Genomic DNA, 15,328 nt, shown 5'->3' on the forward strand with positions numbered 1-15,328 from the left:
CGGGACGGCCTCGCGCCACGCACGAATCGGTGACCCGGCGCTCCGCTGAGCGCCGGACGGGTCCTTGCCGACCCGCTGTCCGGGGCGGGGCCGCGCACCGCGGCGCGGGCCCCTCCTCCGTCGTGTCCGACCCCAGGAGCCAGGAACAGGTCAGACCGACGACAGGAGACACCCTTGCCCATCGAGACCCTGCACGTCCCCACCCCGGACGGCCCGGCCGACGCGATCGCCGCCTTCCCCGACGGCGGCGGACGGCACCCCGGCGTGCTGATGTACCCGGACGGGTTCGGCATCCGGCCCGCGCTGCGGGAGCTGGCCGCCGAACTGGCCGGGCACGGCTACAGCGTGCTGGTGCCGAACGTCTTCCACCGGCACGGCCCGACCCCGCTGCTCGACCTGCCCGAGCGCATCGACCAGGAGTCCCGGACCGCGATCTTCGCCCGGCTGATGCCGATGATCGAGGCGCACACCACCGCGCTCGTCCGGCGCGACGCCGTGGCCTACCTCGACTTCCTCACCGCCCGGCCGGAGACCGCCCCGGGACCGGTCGGAGTGACCGGCTACTGCATCGGCGGCCTGTACGCGGTGCACACCGCCGCGGCCCACCCCGGCCGGGTGACCGCCCTCGCCGCGTTCCACGCCCCGGTGGGCGCCGCCGGCCCGGAGAGCTTCCGCCGGATCACCGCCCGGGCCCACTTCGGCCACGCCGCCAGCGACCTGACGCCCGGGCAGTTCGAGGAGCTCGGCCGGGAACTGGACGCCGCCGGGGTCGACCACGAGTCCGAGATCTACCCCGGCACCGTCCACGGCTTCACCATGCCCGACACCGACGCCTTCGCCCCCGCCGGGCTCCGCCGCCACTGGGACCGCCTGCTCCCGCTGCTCGGCACCACCCTCACCGGCTGAGCACGGCGTTCCCCGGGGCGGGCCGCCGCTGCCAGCGGGCCCGGTGGAAGATCGGGTCGGCGGCGACCACGCACAGCGCGTGCATCGGGTCGTCGGTGCGCTCCGGGTCGAAGAAGCCGACCCAGTCGTTCCGGTGGCTCTCGCCGCGGCGGTGGATCTCGCGGTCGCCGGCGACGGACTCCCCGGCCTCGGTGAGCAAGTCGCCCATCCAGAAGAGGATTTCGGGCCGGGCCAGGACGAAGGACGTTCCGGCGTGTTCGGCGAACCGGGCCGGGTGGCGGTCGGCGCGGCGCCGGACCGCGTCGGGGCGCTCGGTCGGACGCGGCGCCGGGGCGGTCACCGTCAGCGGGGTGCCGCCCCGGTACGGGCCGCGGCGCAGGGCGGTCCAGTCGGAGGGGCGCAGGCCGGTGTCCGCACGGGCCACCAGCAGCGGCGTCGTGCGGGCGTCCACCGGCCCGGGGCCCGGCGGGGCCGGGACGTGCAGGGCGCTGTGCGGGCTGGTCGCGGCCAGCCGGAACAGGGCGCCCAGGCGCAGCAGGTCGGCCCGGCTCGCGTACAGGAACGCCACCCGGTGGTCGGGCGGGTGGAAGAAGGTGTCGCGGAGCATCGGCCCGGTGTCCAGCACCCGGCTCAGCCGCGCCCCGGCGGCCACCGGCCGGCTGGTCACCCGCAGCCGCATCCGCCTGTGGTCACCCGTGCCGCCGCCGTCCGTCATGCGCCGAGTACAGCACGCGCACCCCCGCCCTTCCACCCGGTTCCGGAGGCGGACGCGACGGAGCCCGGGCCGCCTCCCCACGAGACACGGGCGGCCCGGGCTCCGCTGGTGCCGCCGCCCCCGACCGGCCCCGGACGGAATCCGGGCGGGGGCGGCGGGTCCGTCACCGCGTCAGCCGGTCTTCACGCTGCACGCGGTGCCGTTCAGGGTGAACGCGGTCGGGGCGGTGTTCGCGCCGCTCCACGTGCCGTTGAAGCCGAAGGAGACCGAACTCCCGGCGGCGATGGTCTTGTTGTAGCCCACGTCGGTGACGGTGACCTGCGAGCCGCTCTGGGTGACGTTGCCGTTCCACAGCGAGGTGACGGTCTGTCCGCTCGGGAAGGCCCACTTCACCGTCCAGCCGTTGACCGCCGTGGTGCCCTTGTTGGCCACCGTCACGTTGGCGCCGAAGCCGCCGCCCCACTGGCTGGACACCGCGTAGGTGACCTCGCAGGAGGAAGAGGTGCCGCCGCTCGGGGAGGACGAGGGGGAGGACGAGGCGGAGGGGGAGGGCGAGGACGAGGCGGACGCCGACGGGGACGGGGAGGAGGACGGCGAGGCCGAGGTGGAGGTGGAGGCGCTCGGGGAGGGCGAGACGCCGCCCGCCGTGTCGCCGTACACGATGCCGCGGCCGTTGGTGCCGACGTAGACCCGGCCGTAGATCCGCGGGTCGCCGGTGATCGCGCCGCCGGTCCAACCCCACTGGTGGGCATCGTCGTTGATCCGGACCCAGCTGGCGCCCGCGTCGTCCGAGCGGTACAGGCCGCGCACGCCGCCGATCTTCGCCGAGGTGTACATCGCCGGGTAGGTCTTGCCGGGGGCGGCCTTGCCGAAGCCGATGTTGTCGGCCTGGTCGACGCCGCTCCGCTTGGTGAAGGTCGCGCCGCCGTCGGTGGAGTGCCACAGGCCGTAGCTGGTGGTGGCGGTGCCGCCGGCCAGCCAGACGTCGCCCTTGGCGCCGGGGACGGCCTTGAAGCGCACCGACTCGGTGGGCAGGCCGCTCGCCTTGGCGGTGAAGGTGGCGCCCGCGTCGGTGGAGACGTAGAAGGTGCCGCCGGACCAACCGTAGAAGGTCTTCGGGTCGACCCGGTCGGCCTGGACGCTCGCGCCCGCCGGGATGCCGGCGGCCGCCGTCCAGGAGTTGCCCGTCCCGGAGGAGCGGTACACGCCGGCGCCCTTCGGGCTCCACACCGTGGCCGAGCCGTCGGCGGAGATCGCGACCTGCCCGCCGCCGGTCACCCCGCTCGGCTCGGCGGAGGCGGCGAACCAGTTGGCGCCGCCGTCCGTCGAGTAGCCGATGTGCTTCTCGGTGGAACCGGACGCCGTGTCACCGACCCGCACCATGGTGGACGGCGCGGACTCCGCGAAGTCCATCGAGGTGCCGGAGGTCAGGTTCGGCTGGGAGAAGATCTTCGCCGGGACCTTCGTCAGGTCGTCGTGCCTGAACCCGCCGAGGTCGCCCAGCGAACTGAGCAGCGGCGCGCCGGTGGAGGGCGAGATCAGGTCGTTGACCGCGGTCTCCTCCAGGCCCTTGACCACCGGGGTGATGGTGGGCTTGGCGCCCTTGTCGAAGTTGGTCAGGTTCGAGGAGCCGTACAGCGTCGCGCCGGTGCCGTACATCATCCGGTCCGAGTCGAACGGGTCGATCTCCAGCGACTCGGTCATCCAGCCGAGCTTCGGGGACTCCTCGGGCGCGGAGACGTTCGCGTTGAAGGTCAGCCACGGCACCGAGGAGATGTCCAGGCTGTACTGGTCGGCCCGGGTCGGGTACCCGTTGTACGACCAGAACGGCTTCCAGGTCGCGCCCGAGTCGGTCGAGCGCCAGATCTGGGTGTCCGGCCACCACGAGCTGTAGCCCGTCACCATCAGCACGTTCGGGTGCCGGCGGTCGATGGTCAGGCCCGAGTAGCCGAAGAAGTTGTTGGCGCTGTCCGAGGACGGCACCGGGCTGACGTTCGTCCAACCGCCGGTGCCGGTCGCGTACTTCCACACGTCGCCGTGCGCGCCGTCGTACGGGCCGCCGGTGTCCGAGTACGAGACGAACAGGTTGCCGGACGCGTCCAGGACGGCCTTGTGCGGGATGAAACCGGTCGGCTGGCCGCCGATCCTGGTCCAGGTCGAGCCGCCGTCGTCCGAGCGGTAGACGCTGTTCTGCTTGTCCGCGACGCCGACGAACACCGTCTTGGTGACGCCGTTGACGGTGCCGCTGCCCTGGTCGAACACCTCCCACAGCACGCCCAGCGGGTCGCTCTGGTAGCCGGAGCTGTCGGACGGGTCCGGCGCGTACGTGCCGGTCACCGGGAACGCCGTCACCTGCGACCAGGTCACGCCGTAGTCCGTGCTGCGCCACAGGCCCTTGCCGCTCGGGGCGCCGAACCAGAGCACCGCGCTGTTGTTCGGGTCGATGGTCAGCCGCTCGCCCATGCCGCGGCCCGGCATGTTGCCGCCGACCTTGAACGGCAGGGTGGTGCGCTGCCAGGTCCTGCCCTGGTCGGTGGAGCGCAGGATGGCGCCGTTCGCCGGGTCCCAGCCGTTGGTGTAGGTGCCCGCCGCGAGGTACACCCGGTTCGGGTTCCTGGCGTCGGTGGCGATGCTGGCCACGCCGGTCAGGCCCCAGTCGTCCCAGCCCAGCGAGTCCAGCAGCGGGATCCACTGCTTGGTGGCCGGGTCCTGCCGGTACGCGCCGCCGATGTCGGTGCGGGCGTACACCAGGCCCTGCTGCCCCTGGTTGAAGACGATGCCCGGGATGAACCCGCCGCCGCCGATCTGCACGTTGTTCCAGGTGTACGGCTGGCTGGCCGCGGTGGCCGACTCGGCGGCGCTGGCGGACAGCTGGGGCAGCGCCGCGGTCGCCACGCAGGCGGCGAGGGCGGCCGCGGCGGCCACCGTCGCCAGCACCGGCCGGCGTCCGCGCGCCGGGGGCCGCGAGGCGGCCCGGCGCTCCAGGGGCACAGGGGTCATGGGGAAGTCTCCTAGGTCACGGGTGGGTGACCAGAAAACCGGCCCGGTCCACCCGTCCGACAACGACCCCGTTCCGGACGTGCGCAAAGTCGCAGGTCAGTGACGCGTCCCCGGCGAAACTTACATCGCCGGACGGCCCGGACGGCGCTCCCGCCACGGTTCCCGACGCCCCGTCGGAGCACCCCCGCGGCCCGCGTTCGACAGATATTCGACAGCTCTTTCGCCTGCGTGCGACCCGCGCGGCGGCCCGGTCCGACGCCCCGCCGGGGCCTGTTCGACAGTCGTTCGACAGTCTTGTACCAGTGGCCGCCGCCCGGTGCGAACCGGCCCGGACGGCGGTGTCCGGCCCGGCCCGGCCCGGTGGTCAGCCGAACCGGCGACCGGTGAAGCGGCGGACCAGCTCCGGCAGCAGCACCACGTTGGGGAGGTCCAGCGACGCCATCAGGGTGGACCGTTCGCTCCCGGCCCGGTACAGCGACACGTAGCCGCCCGTCGTCCGCATCCCGCGCACGTCGTCCCACGCCAGCGACAACCCGTACTCCCCTTCGCCGCGGGCCCCCTCCCGGTCCAGCCGCAGCCCGCCGATCAGCACTTCCTCCCCGGCCCCGACCCGCTCCGTGACGTCGGCCAGCAGCCTCGGCTCCACGTACTGCCGCGCCAGCTCGACCAGGGTCCGCCACTCCTCCGGCGGTTCGGCCATCTTCCCGCGCGCGGTGAACACCAACCGGCCCGGGGACTCCGGCCCCTCCCACCCGTACGGATCGAAGACCGGCCCGCGCGGGTCCGCCGTCCCGAGCCCGAACCCGTACATGGTGCTGTGCACGTCCGGCAGGAAGCGGCGCGGGGCGACGTCCCGGCGCATCAGGTAGCGCACCCAGTCGACCTCGTCGAAGGCCAGCACGTTCCCGCCGAGGACGAGGTGCCGGGTGTCCGCGTACAGCCGCCGTCCGGCGTGCGTGGACTCCAGGACGGGCGGCGAAGGCGCGGGCGGCGAAGGCGCGGGCGCGGACACCGGCTTCGGCGCGGGCGCGGGCGCGGGCGCGGGCCTCGGGGCGGGCGCGGGCGCGGGCCTCGGGGCGGGCGCGGGCTTCGGGGCGGGCGCGGGCTTCGGGGCGGGCGCGGGCTTCGGGGCGGGCGCGGGTGCGCGCTCCGGGGCGTTCCCGAGGTCGGCGGCGTCGGGCAGGTGGAGGGTCAGCCAGGCCGGGACGGTGGGGCGCGGGTAGGCGAGCAGGTCCTCGCGGTAGTACGCGGCGGGCAGCAACTGGTCGGCGGGCAGCGGGTCGTCCGCGTAGTCGTAGTCGGTCAGCACGCCGGCGCCGCCCGGCCTGGTGTCGGCCGCCACGACCAGCCGGTACCAGGGCCCGGCGGGCATCCGGGCGGCCAGGTGGCGCTGGCGGCGCACCAGGACGGCCAGGCTCTCCGGGACGCGCACGGCCGTCTCCCGCCCGCCGTGCCGGAAGCTCACCTGCGCGACCTCGGCGCCGACGGTGCAGGAGAAGACCGCGGTGAAGCCGTCCCAGCCCTGCGGCCCGAGCAGGGACAGCTGCTGCACGATCGGGTCGACCAGCCCGGCGGCCCGGGCGGCGACCACCTCCGGGGGCGTGTCGTCCACGACGGTGAAGGAGGCGACGGGAGGCGTCCCGCCGGCCCGCGCGGCCCGGTCGAAGGCGGCGGCGAAGTCGGCCGTGAACGCCTCCCCGGCCGGCCGCCGGCGGACGAACACCTCCTCGGCGCGGAAGCGCTCGCGCAGCACGTCCGGCGGCAGCGCGGTGGTGGCCTCCCGGACCCGCCCCAGGTCGCCGACCAGGAACACCGGGGCGCCCACCGTCAGGGACCCCAGGAACGCCGTCGGGTCGCTGTCGTCCGCCTCCACCGGCGCGTACACGTACCAGCCGCCGGGGAAGCGCTCCGCCGCCAGGGCGTCCACCGGCAGGTCCGCGCCGCTCGCCGCGACCCGCTCGGCCACCAGCCGCAGCGCCTCGGCCCGGCCCAGCTCCCCGCGCGGGCCCGGCGCCGGGGCCCCGGCCAGCGGGTGGTCCGGGTCGTCCCGCCCCGGACCGGGGTAGTGGTGCAGCAGCTCGAACCAGAGCACCGTCTCGTACGCGGCCTCCTCGGTGGCCCCGTCGCACAGGACGTGCCAGCGGTCCCCGCCGTCGCGGCCGAACGCCGTGTGCCCCCGCTCGTGGCGCACCAGCACGTACCCGGCCCGGTGCCCGTCGCCGAACGCGCCGATCCGGGCCAGGTCGGGCGGGACGGTGTCGACCCGGCGGCCGTGCTCCGCGCCCTTGACGTCCATCGCGGTCAACTCGTAGCGGGCCACCGGCGGCACTCCCTCCGACCAGCCCCGCCCGCTCCGGCGCGAACGGGGGCAGTGGCCAACGACCCTAACCGATCACCGGACCGTCCGGGCGGCCTCCACCGAACCTCCAACCGGCTGCCCGGAAAAGCGAGTTGGCGCCGCATCGCACCCCGCCCCCGCCCCGCGGTCGACATCGGCCGCGGGGCGGGGGCGGGGCGCGGGCCCGTCAGCAGGACTGGCGCACCACCAGGTGGGTGGGCAGCACCACCGAGCGGCCCGGCGCCGGGTCCTGGAGCAGTTCCACCGCCCGGGCGCCCAGGTCCTCGACCGGCTGGCGGACGGTGGTCAGGCCGGGTCGGGCCGTCGCGGCGGCCGGGGAGTCGTCGAAGCCGATCACCGCGACGTCGTCCGGCACCCGTCGCCCGAGCCGGTGCAGCGCCCGCAGCGCGCCCATCGCCATCGCGTCCGAGGCGGCGAACACCGCGTCCACGTCCGGGTACTGGTCGAGCAGCCGGAGCATCGCGTGCTCGCCGGAGCGCGACCCGAAGTCGCCGTACGCCACCGCGCAGCGGGCCGGGTCGCCCTGGTCGGCCAGCGCCCGCCGGTAGCCGGCCAGCCGGTCGGCGCCCGCGGCGGTGTCCGGCGGCCCGGCGATGGTGGCGATCCGCCGCCGCCCGGCCCGGTGCAGCAGGTTCACGGCGGCGCGGGCGCCGCTCAGGTTGTCGGCGTCCACGTGCGCCAGCCGCTGCGACTGCGGGGGCCGGCCCAGCGACACCACCGGCACGCCCGCGGCCTGCAGCAGCCCGGGCAGCGCGGGGTCGCCCCACCGCCCGACCAGCAGCACGCCGTCCACGTGCCCGCCGCACAGGTAGCGCACCAGCGAGGGCCTGGCCGGCCCGGGGCCCGCCGTCAGCACCACCAACTCCCTTTCGGGTACGACGCGTTGCGCACCGGCGAGCAGCCGCACCGGGAACGGGTCGGCGTGGAAGCGCAGCACGTCCGCGAACGCCACCACGGCGATCGCCCCGGTGTCCCGGGCGGTCGCGGCGGGGGCCCGGCGGCGGACGTAGTTCAATTCGCGGGCCGCGCACTCGACGCGCGCCGCGATCTCGGCGGACACCGGTGCGGACCGGTTCAGCACCCGGGACGCGGTGGCGCTCGACACGCCCGCGCGGGCCGCGACCTGGGCCAGCGTCGGCCCGGGCGACGCGCTCGGCGTGCCGTCCGGCGTGTCCTCGGAGCAGGGGGTCGGGAACGGGAGGGCGCCGCCCGGCTGGCGGGGGGCGCTCGTCGGGTGGGGGAGCGGGTGCACGGGCAACGCGGTCGCCCTTCCTGGCGCGGGGTGGGGGGTACCGCTGGCCACCCGCCCGGGGCCATCGGTGACCGCACCGTAGGTGTCTGGTCGGTGGACCGTCAAGGCTTGTGACACGACCATCTCGCCCACTCCGCCCGGCCGCCGCCCCCGTCCCGCCGGTCATGATCGCCAGACCCGCGCCGCCCCACGGGAGTTGTCCCGTCCGGATCATGACGCCCCGTCGGAAACGCGCCGCCCGCCCCGGAGGCCCGCCCGCACCCCGTGGCGGGACGGCCGTCTCGGCATGTGGATGGGCGGGGCGCAGGACGAACGGGCCGGGCCCGGCCGGGACGTGACGGGCCGTCGTACATCGGCGCCGTCCGGTGCCTACGGCGGGAGCGAGAGCGGGAGCGGGAGTCCGAGTGCCCGCGACGCGCAGTGCCGGGACCGCGCCGACAGCCGGGGCCGTCCCGCTCGTTCCCGTCCCGCTCGGCGCGTCGGAGAGCTTGCGGCTGCAGCGCCCGGACCGGGGCGAGCCCCTGGCGCTCCTGGGTCGCGACGACATCGTCGCCTACCTGAACCGCATGGCCTTCCTGGAACGGCAGAGGAAAGTCACGCTCAAGACGCGGCGGGAGCAGTGCCTGGACCTGCAGCCCGTACGTTTCTTGCCATAACTGGTTTGTAATGCAAAGCTGATGGCGTGACAGACGCATCCATGCCCTCGTCGGGCACGCCCCGTGAAGTCCTGGCAGGCCTCGGCGACCTGACCCGCAAGGTCCGGGCCGCGCAGCGCGGCACCTGGTTCCCCCTCCTGCTGCTGGGGGTGCTCACGCTGGGCGGGATCCTGGTCGGCCGCTTCACCTTCAAGATCGAGGCAGTGGCCTGCCCGGCGGGTGAGGCCGCAGTCGGCGGCTGCACCCTGGTCACGCAGGGCTCGGCGCTCTACTGGCCCCTCGGGCTCGCCCTCGCCTACGCCGCGACGGCGTTCTTCTACATCCGCCGCTCCCGCAACCGCGGTGTCGGGAGCCGGGTGCGGCCCTACGTCCTGACGGGGATCGTCCTGGTCGCCCTGGCGAGTGCCACCGCGCTCTGGAGCCTGCGGCACGGGGTGGCGCAGCTCGGCGAACCGCTCGACTTCTGGGGCCTGCACCTCGACCCCGCTTCCGGGTTGACGAGGTTCCTCGAACGGCTCGCCGGGAACGCCATGGCCGTCGGGTTGCCGCTGCTGGTGCTGGCCCGGGTGGAGCGCAGCCGCGCTCTGCTGCTGCTCGCGGTGGTGTACCTGGCCGTCGAGCTGGTGCCGCTGTCCACCGGCTGGGCGGGGATCCCGTTCACCTCCCCGTGGTCCGCTCTGCCCACCTTCGGCGTCCCCGGCGTGCTTCTCCTGCTCGGTGCGCTGGGCTTCGGCCTGGCCGAGCTGTCCGGCCGGCGTAACGCGTCATGACCGATCAGCCCGAGCAGCACCCCATCACCGGCCTGGACGACGTGGTCCACCAGCGCGTGCGCCTTGGCATCCTCACCGTTGCCCACCAAGCGGGCCGGGTCGAGTTCGGCTTTCTGCGCACGGCGCTCGGCCTCACCGCAGGAAACCTCAGCCAGCACCTGTCCGTGCTGGAGAAGGCCGGGCTGGTGGAGATCGAGAAGGGCTATGAGGGCAAACGCGCCCGCACCTGGCTCTCCCTCACCCCTGCGGGCAACCGCGCCCTGCGCGAGGAGGTCGCCCAGCTCAAGCGACTCATCCACCAGATCGAGCACGGCAGCTCAGCCCCGGAGTCCTGATCCCGCTCACGGCGAGCCGTGAGCGGTTCCCACCGATGTCCGGCGGCCCGGACATCACACCGAACACCGTCCAGGAAACCCAGGGAGGACGCGTGACCATCACACCGGTCACCACGACGGACGTGACGCGCCGTCGCCTGCTCGCAGCCGCGCTGATGACGGGGCTCGGGGCCGCCGTGCCGATCAGCGCAGCACGCCAGGCGTGGGCGGCTCCCACCGCCCCCGGAGCATTACGGCTCACGCTGCCGGCACCCACCGGGCCGCACCCGGTGGGCACGGTGCCGCTCCACCTCGTCGACACCTCGCGTCCGGATCCTGTGGCCGGCCCGGGCCATCACCGAGAGCTGATGGCCGGCGTCTGGTACCCCGCTCGCAAAACGGACGGCCTGCCGCGTGCTCCCTGGATGACCCAGGGCGCGCTGCAGGCGTTCCTGGCGGACGTCGGCTTCCCCCTCGATCCCGCCCTCGGCCCCCTCACCGCCGCACACACGGGCGCACCCGTGCACCGTACGGGCCGCCGCCTGCCCGTCCTCGTGTACTCGCACGGCGCGGGCAGCCACCGCGGCGACCACACGATCATGGTCCAGGAACTCGCCAGCCACGGTTATGCCGTGGTCACCCTCGACCACACGTACGACGCGTTCAGCGAGTTCCCCGACGGCCGACTCACCGTCCCGGCAGAGGTTCCGCCGTTCCCGGGGCCCCGTGACTTCGCCACGGACATCCGGTTCGTGCTCGACGCCGTCGAGGCCATGGCCGCCGGGCACAACCCCGACGCCGACGGCAGGCCGCTGCCCCAGGGACTGCTCGGCGCCCTCGACCCGAGGTGCATCGGCGCGTTCGGCTGGTCGAAGGGCGGCACCGCCACCGCGCTCACCATGCTCGCCGACCAGCGCATCGGCGCGGGGCTCAGCATCGACGGCCCGATGCAGCCGACCATCACCACCGACCTGGACCGGCCGTTCATGATGATGACCGCCGACTTCACCCGGGCCGCCATGCCGGACGTCGCCGAGTTCTGGACGCACCTTCGCGGCTGGCGCCTGAACATCCAGGCCGACGGGGCCATCCACAAGACGTACGGCGACTACGCGGCACTGGTCCCGCAAGCGGGCACGATCCTCGGCATGACGGACCAGCAGATCCAGGACATGATCGGCACCCTCGATCCGACCAGGGCGGTCCGGATCCAGCAGGCCTACCCGCTCGCGTTCTTCGACCAGCACCTGCGACACCGCCATGGACATCTGCTCGACGGCCCGAGTACGGCCTTCCCCGAAGTGAGGTTCATCGCGTGAGAAGCGGCGGACCGCGCAACGCGCGGTCCGCCCAATACGCCGGGAATGCCGTCACCATCGGACGCGGTTGCCGATCATGAGGCGGTAGCAGTCGTCGGAGACGGACTCCAACTGGTCCAGGATTTCGAAAATTCGCCCGTCGTAGGCGAACGCATCATTCAGACCGGTCGGGTAGCCGTCACGGCGCAGCATGCTGCGGGCTTCCTATCGGAAGGCCGGCATCAGAGGGACAGGCCGAAGCAAGTACCGGCCGTCCGACAATGGTGAGGCGGCTGCCCTGAAACGCTGGCCCGGACGATGCCGGCCCAACACCGGACTTCCCGGGCGCTCGGCAGGGGCTCGTCATCGAGGCGCCGTGGGCCAGGCAGTCAGGCAGCCATCCCCTCTCCGGCGCTCCCGGAAGCCACGGAAGGGTGAAGCCGGCCGGAGTGCCTTGCGACACACCTGTTGTGATCAACAGCCTTCCCAACCATAGCCGTTGAGCTGCGAGGACTCCGTCGTGAAGTCCGCCTCAGGATCGGCGGCCACCCGAGAACCGCCCACCTGCAGGAACAGGAACGGCGGCAGGCCGGTGCGCTGCGGCTGCCGCTCCGCCCTCCCGCCGGTGGACGGCGTCCTCCTGCCGGGGCGTCAGCGAGCCAGCAGGTCCCGGACGACCGCGGTGATCTCGTCGGGGGCCTCCTCGGCCATGAAGTGCCCCGCGCGGGTGAGCCGGTGGTCCAGGTCGGGGGCCCAGGCCCGCCAGACCCCGGCGGCGTCGTAGCCCAGCCGCGCGCCCCAGTCCTGCTGGACGACGGTGACCGGCATGGCCAGCCGCGAGCCGGCGTCCAGGTCGGCCCGGTCGTGCAGCACGTCGACGCCCGCCGAGGCGCGGTAGTCCGCGACGATCGACGGGACGGCCGCCGCGCTCGCCCGCAGGTACTCCGCGCGGACCTCGGGGGGCAGGGCGGCCGGGTCGTTCGCCCAGGCGTCGAGGAAGGACCCGAAGAACGCGTCCGCGCTGTTGGCGATCATGGTCTCCGGCAGGCCGGGCGGCTGCGCCATCAGGTAGAGGTGGTAGCCGACCGCCGCCGAGGTGCCGTGCAGGACGTCCCACATGTCCAGCGTCGGCACCACGTCGAGGATGCCCAGGCGGGTGACCGCCCCGGGGTGGTCCAGCCCGGCGCGGAAGGCGACCAGCGCACCCCGGTCGTGCCCCACCAGTGCGAAGCGCTCGTGGCCGAGCGCCGCCGCCAGGGCGACCACGTCGGCGGCCATCGCGCGCTTGGAGTACACCTCGGGGGCGGTGGCCGCCGGCTTGTCGCTGGCACCGTAGCCGCGCAGGTCGGGGCAGATCACCGTGTGCTCGGCGGCCAGCCGCGCGGCGACGTGCCGCCACATCAGGCGGGTCTGCGGGAAACCGTGCAGCAGCACCACCGGGCTGCCGCTGCCGCCCACCGACGCGGCCACCTCCACCCCGTCCGCACCGGGCAGCCGGACGTCTTCGAAACCGGGGACGTCGAACGTCTTCACGGAACTCCTCCTTCGATCGGGAACCGACCGCACCAGCCTCGGCGACGCCGATCAGCAACCGATCAGCGCACGCGCCGCCCCTGCCGCCCGCCCGGCGCCCCGGAGGGAGGATGGGGGCATGCGAATCGACGTGCTCGGTTCCGTCCGGGCCCGGCGCGACGACGGGACCCCGGTGGAACTGGGCGGCCCCCGCCACCGCGAAGTGCTGGCCCGACTGGTCGCCGCCGGAGGGCGGATGGTCCCCACCGACACCCTCGTCGACGACCTGTGGGCCGACCACCCGCCGCCCCGCGCCGTCGGCGCCCTGCGCACCTTCGTCGGCGCGCTGCGCCGGGCCCTGGAACCCGACCGGCCGCCCCGCACCCCGCCCCGCCTGCTGGTCACCGAGGGCCCCGGCTACGCCCTGCGCCTGCCCCGCGCGGACGTCGACGCCCACCGCTTCGAGGACACCCTGGCCCGCGCCCGGCACGACCCCGCGGCCGCCCCCGACCTCACCGCCGCCCTCGCCGACTGGCGCGGCCCCGCCTACGCCGACCTGCCCGACCGGCCCTGGGCCCGGCGCGAGCGGACCAGACTGGAGGAACTGCGCCTGGACGGACTCGAGTTGCGCGCCCGCCTGCTCCTCGACGCGGCCGGCGCCCGGGAGCGCACCGGCCCGGCCGCCGGGCGGGCGGCCGAACTGGCGGCCGGGCGGGCGGCCGAACTGGCGGCCGGGCGGGCGGCCGGGCGGGCGGCCGAACTGGCGGCCGAACTGGGCGCCCACGTCGACGAGCACCCGTGGCGCGAACCGGCCTGGGCCCTGCTCGCCCGCGCCCTGCACCTGGCCGGCCGGCAGGCCGACGCGCTGGCCGCCCTGCGCCGCGCCCGCACTCTGCTCGGCGAACGGCTCGGCCTGGACCCGGGCGCGGAACTCCAACGCCTGGAGGCGGACATCCTCACCGGCGCCACCCCGTACGGGCAGCCGCCCGCCGCCTGGAGCGTGCCCGGCGGCCGGCTCGGCCCGCGCACCACCGTCGACCTCGCCCGCACCCTCTCGCTCGCGGGCGGCGACGCCCTGCTACAGGCCCGGCGCGACCGCCTCGCCGCGATCCACGCCGCCGAGCGTGCCGGCGACCCCGCCCTGACCGCCCGGGTCATCGGCGCCTACGACGTCCCCGCGCTGTGGAGCCGCGCCGACGACGCCGAGCAGTCCCGGGCCGTGGTCGAGGCCGCCGAACGGACCCTCGCCACGCTCGGCCCCGACGCCCCCGACGCCCTGGCCGCCCGGCTGCTGGCCACCGTCGCCGTCGAGAGCCGCAGCGCCGACCAGACGCCGCAGCGGCTGCGCCGCGCCGGGCGGGCGGCCCGCCGGGCCGAGGAACTGGCCCGGCGGCTGGGCGACCCCGCGCTGCTGGCGTTCGCCCTCAACGGGGTCTTCCTGCAGTCCTTCGGCCGCCCCGGTCTGGCCCCCGAGCGGGACCGCACCGGCGCCGAGATCCTCGACCTGGCCACTCGGCACGACCTGCCGCAGTTCGCCGTCCTCGGCCGGCTCGTCCGCCTGCAGTCCGCCTCCGCGCTCGGCGACCTGGAGGCCGCCGCCGCGCACGCGCGGGCCGCCGAACGGCTCGCCACCACCGTCGAGGCGCCCCTGGTCGGCGTCCTGACCGGATGGTTCCGGGCCCGGGCCGCCGCCGAACTCAGCACCCGCCCCGGCGGGCCGACCGCCGCCGAGGCCGCCGCCCGCTACCGGGAGGCCGACGCCGCGCTGCGCACCGCCGGGATGCCCGGCCTGCGGCGCGGCCTGCTCCCGCTCGCCCTGCTCGGCCTGCGCCTGCTGCACGGGCGGCCCGCCCCCGTCGACCCGCGCCTGGACTGGGGCCCCTACCTGCCCTGGGCGCGCCCGCACGTGCTGCTCGCGCAGGGGCGCCGGGCGGAGGCGGCCGACGCGCTCGCCGCCCTGCCCGACCCCCCGCCCGACCACCTCCAGGAAGCCCTGTGGTGCCTGACCGTCCGCGCCGCCGCCCGGCTGGAACGGCCCGCCGCCGCGGCCCGGGCCGCCGGGGCCCTGCGCGGCGCCCGGGCCGAGCACGCCGGGGCGGCCGGCGGGCTGCTGACCCTGGGCCCGGTGGCCGGCTACCTGGACGAGGCGGACGAGGCGGCGGAGGCCGCAGCGTCCGGCGGGATCGGTCCTCGTCGTGGTCGTTGACCACCGTGTCGGGCGCGTCGTCGTCGAAGGCCCCGTACAGCGGGGCGCCGCCGACCAGGCCCGCCGCGCCCGCGCTGACCCATCACGCCGGTGCCGAAGCGGCGGCCGCCGCCCCCCTGGTGCTGCGTCGGGGGCGTACCCGTACGGTGGCGGGCCGGCCTGGGCGGGCGGGTAGCCGGCCGCGACGGGGTCGGTGCAGTACGGCGGCGGGGTGGTGCGCACGCGCCGGGCGCCGACCGGGCAGCAGCCGATCCGGCGCGGCGAGGACGGGCGGCGCGCCCGCCGGAACGGCTCACTGTCCGGCCCGCCGGAACGGCTCGCCGCCCGGCCCGCCGGAACG

General features: G+C 75.5%; 11 protein-coding genes. 5 read left to right on the forward strand and 6 right to left on the reverse strand.

The annotated features are described in order from the left end of the window. The first annotated feature begins 174 nt into the window (after nucleotides 1–174). Nucleotides 175–906 carry a dienelactone hydrolase family protein gene (locus tag OO48_RS17230; protein WP_033217135.1) on the forward strand — a complete coding sequence of 244 codons (732 nt, stop codon included), beginning with the start codon at nucleotides 175–177 and terminating at the stop codon, nucleotides 904–906. On the opposite strand, the gene OO48_RS17235 is transcribed toward OO48_RS17230, so the two are convergent. From OO48_RS17235 to OO48_RS17250, 4 genes are all read right to left on the reverse strand, one after another. Beyond that, nucleotides 896–1,621, reverse strand: coding sequence for a hypothetical protein (locus OO48_RS17235; protein ID WP_081952182.1), 726 nt, complete (start codon nucleotides 1,619–1,621; stop codon nucleotides 896–898). The genes OO48_RS17230 and OO48_RS17235 overlap by 11 nt on opposite strands. Nucleotides 1,622–1,792: 171 nt before the next feature. After that, nucleotides 1,793–4,621 (reverse strand): cellulose binding domain-containing protein, encoded by a 2,829-nt coding sequence (locus tag OO48_RS17240; protein ID WP_051732233.1) that lies wholly within the window; start codon nucleotides 4,619–4,621, stop codon nucleotides 1,793–1,795. Nucleotides 4,622–4,985: 364 nt separating this feature from the next. Next, entirely contained in the window at nucleotides 4,986–6,941 is a 1,956-nt protein-coding gene (locus tag OO48_RS39275; protein WP_051732234.1) for a hypothetical protein, read from the reverse strand. Nucleotides 6,942–7,146: 205 nt separating this feature from the next. Then, on the reverse strand, nucleotides 7,147–8,232 hold the full coding sequence (locus OO48_RS17250; RefSeq protein ID WP_245194688.1) for a LacI family DNA-binding transcriptional regulator: 1,086 nt from the start codon (nucleotides 8,230–8,232) through the stop codon (nucleotides 7,147–7,149). Between the two features lie 682 nt (nucleotides 8,233–8,914). On the opposite strand from OO48_RS17250, the gene OO48_RS17260 reads away from it, so the two are divergent. The 3 genes from OO48_RS17260 (at nucleotide 8,915) to OO48_RS17270 (ending at nucleotide 11,291) form a co-directional block, all read left to right on the forward strand. Beyond that, nucleotides 8,915–9,658, forward strand: a complete 744-nt coding sequence (locus OO48_RS17260; RefSeq protein WP_063830695.1) for a hypothetical protein — start codon at nucleotides 8,915–8,917, stop codon at nucleotides 9,656–9,658. Further along, the gene (locus OO48_RS17265; RefSeq protein WP_033217142.1) at nucleotides 9,655–9,993 is read left to right on the forward strand and encodes a winged helix-turn-helix domain-containing protein; all 339 of its coding nucleotides are present in this window, start codon (nucleotides 9,655–9,657) and stop codon (nucleotides 9,991–9,993) included. Before OO48_RS17260 ends, OO48_RS17265 begins: the two co-directional genes overlap by 4 nt. A 92-nt stretch (nucleotides 9,994–10,085) precedes the next feature. After that, nucleotides 10,086–11,291, forward strand: a complete 1,206-nt coding sequence (locus tag OO48_RS17270; protein WP_033217144.1) for an alpha/beta hydrolase family protein — start codon at nucleotides 10,086–10,088, stop codon at nucleotides 11,289–11,291. Between the two features lie 51 nt (nucleotides 11,292–11,342). On the opposite strand, the gene OO48_RS38380 is transcribed toward OO48_RS17270, so the two are convergent. Further along, nucleotides 11,343–11,483: a hypothetical protein gene (locus OO48_RS38380; RefSeq protein ID WP_157845473.1), complete on the reverse strand. Its 141-nt coding sequence runs from the start codon at nucleotides 11,481–11,483 to the stop codon at nucleotides 11,343–11,345. Between the two features lie 438 nt (nucleotides 11,484–11,921). Then, complete coding sequence (locus OO48_RS17275) at nucleotides 11,922–12,803, reverse strand: alpha/beta fold hydrolase (RefSeq protein WP_033217146.1); 882 nt, start codon at nucleotides 12,801–12,803, stop codon at nucleotides 11,922–11,924. A gap of 118 nt (nucleotides 12,804–12,921) precedes the next feature. Between OO48_RS17275 and OO48_RS17280 the strand changes: the two genes are divergently transcribed. After that, nucleotides 12,922–14,988: an AfsR/SARP family transcriptional regulator gene (locus tag OO48_RS17280; RefSeq protein ID WP_033217148.1), complete on the forward strand. Its 2,067-nt coding sequence runs from the start codon at nucleotides 12,922–12,924 to the stop codon at nucleotides 14,986–14,988. Nucleotides 14,989–15,328 lie beyond the last annotated feature (340 nt).

It is taken from the genome of Kitasatospora phosalacinea (assembly GCF_000716545.1).
GTDB classification, from domain to species: Bacteria; Actinomycetota; Actinomycetes; order Streptomycetales; family Streptomycetaceae; genus Kitasatospora; species Kitasatospora phosalacinea.

Coding starts and splice junctions, on each gene's coding strand:
- OO48_RS17235 (WP_081952182.1), bottom strand. CDS start 1,621: ATGACGGACGGCGGCGGCACGGGTGACCACAGGCGGATGCGGCTGCGG.
- OO48_RS17240 (WP_051732233.1), bottom strand. CDS start 4,621: ATGACCCCTGTGCCCCTGGAGCGCCGGGCCGCCTCGCGGCCCCCGGCG.
- OO48_RS17265 (WP_033217142.1), top strand. CDS start 9,655: ATGACCGATCAGCCCGAGCAGCACCCCATCACCGGCCTGGACGACGTG.
- OO48_RS38380 (WP_157845473.1), bottom strand. CDS start 11,483: ATGCTGCGCCGTGACGGCTACCCGACCGGTCTGAATGATGCGTTCGCC.
- OO48_RS17280 (WP_033217148.1), top strand. CDS start 12,922: ATGCGAATCGACGTGCTCGGTTCCGTCCGGGCCCGGCGCGACGACGGG.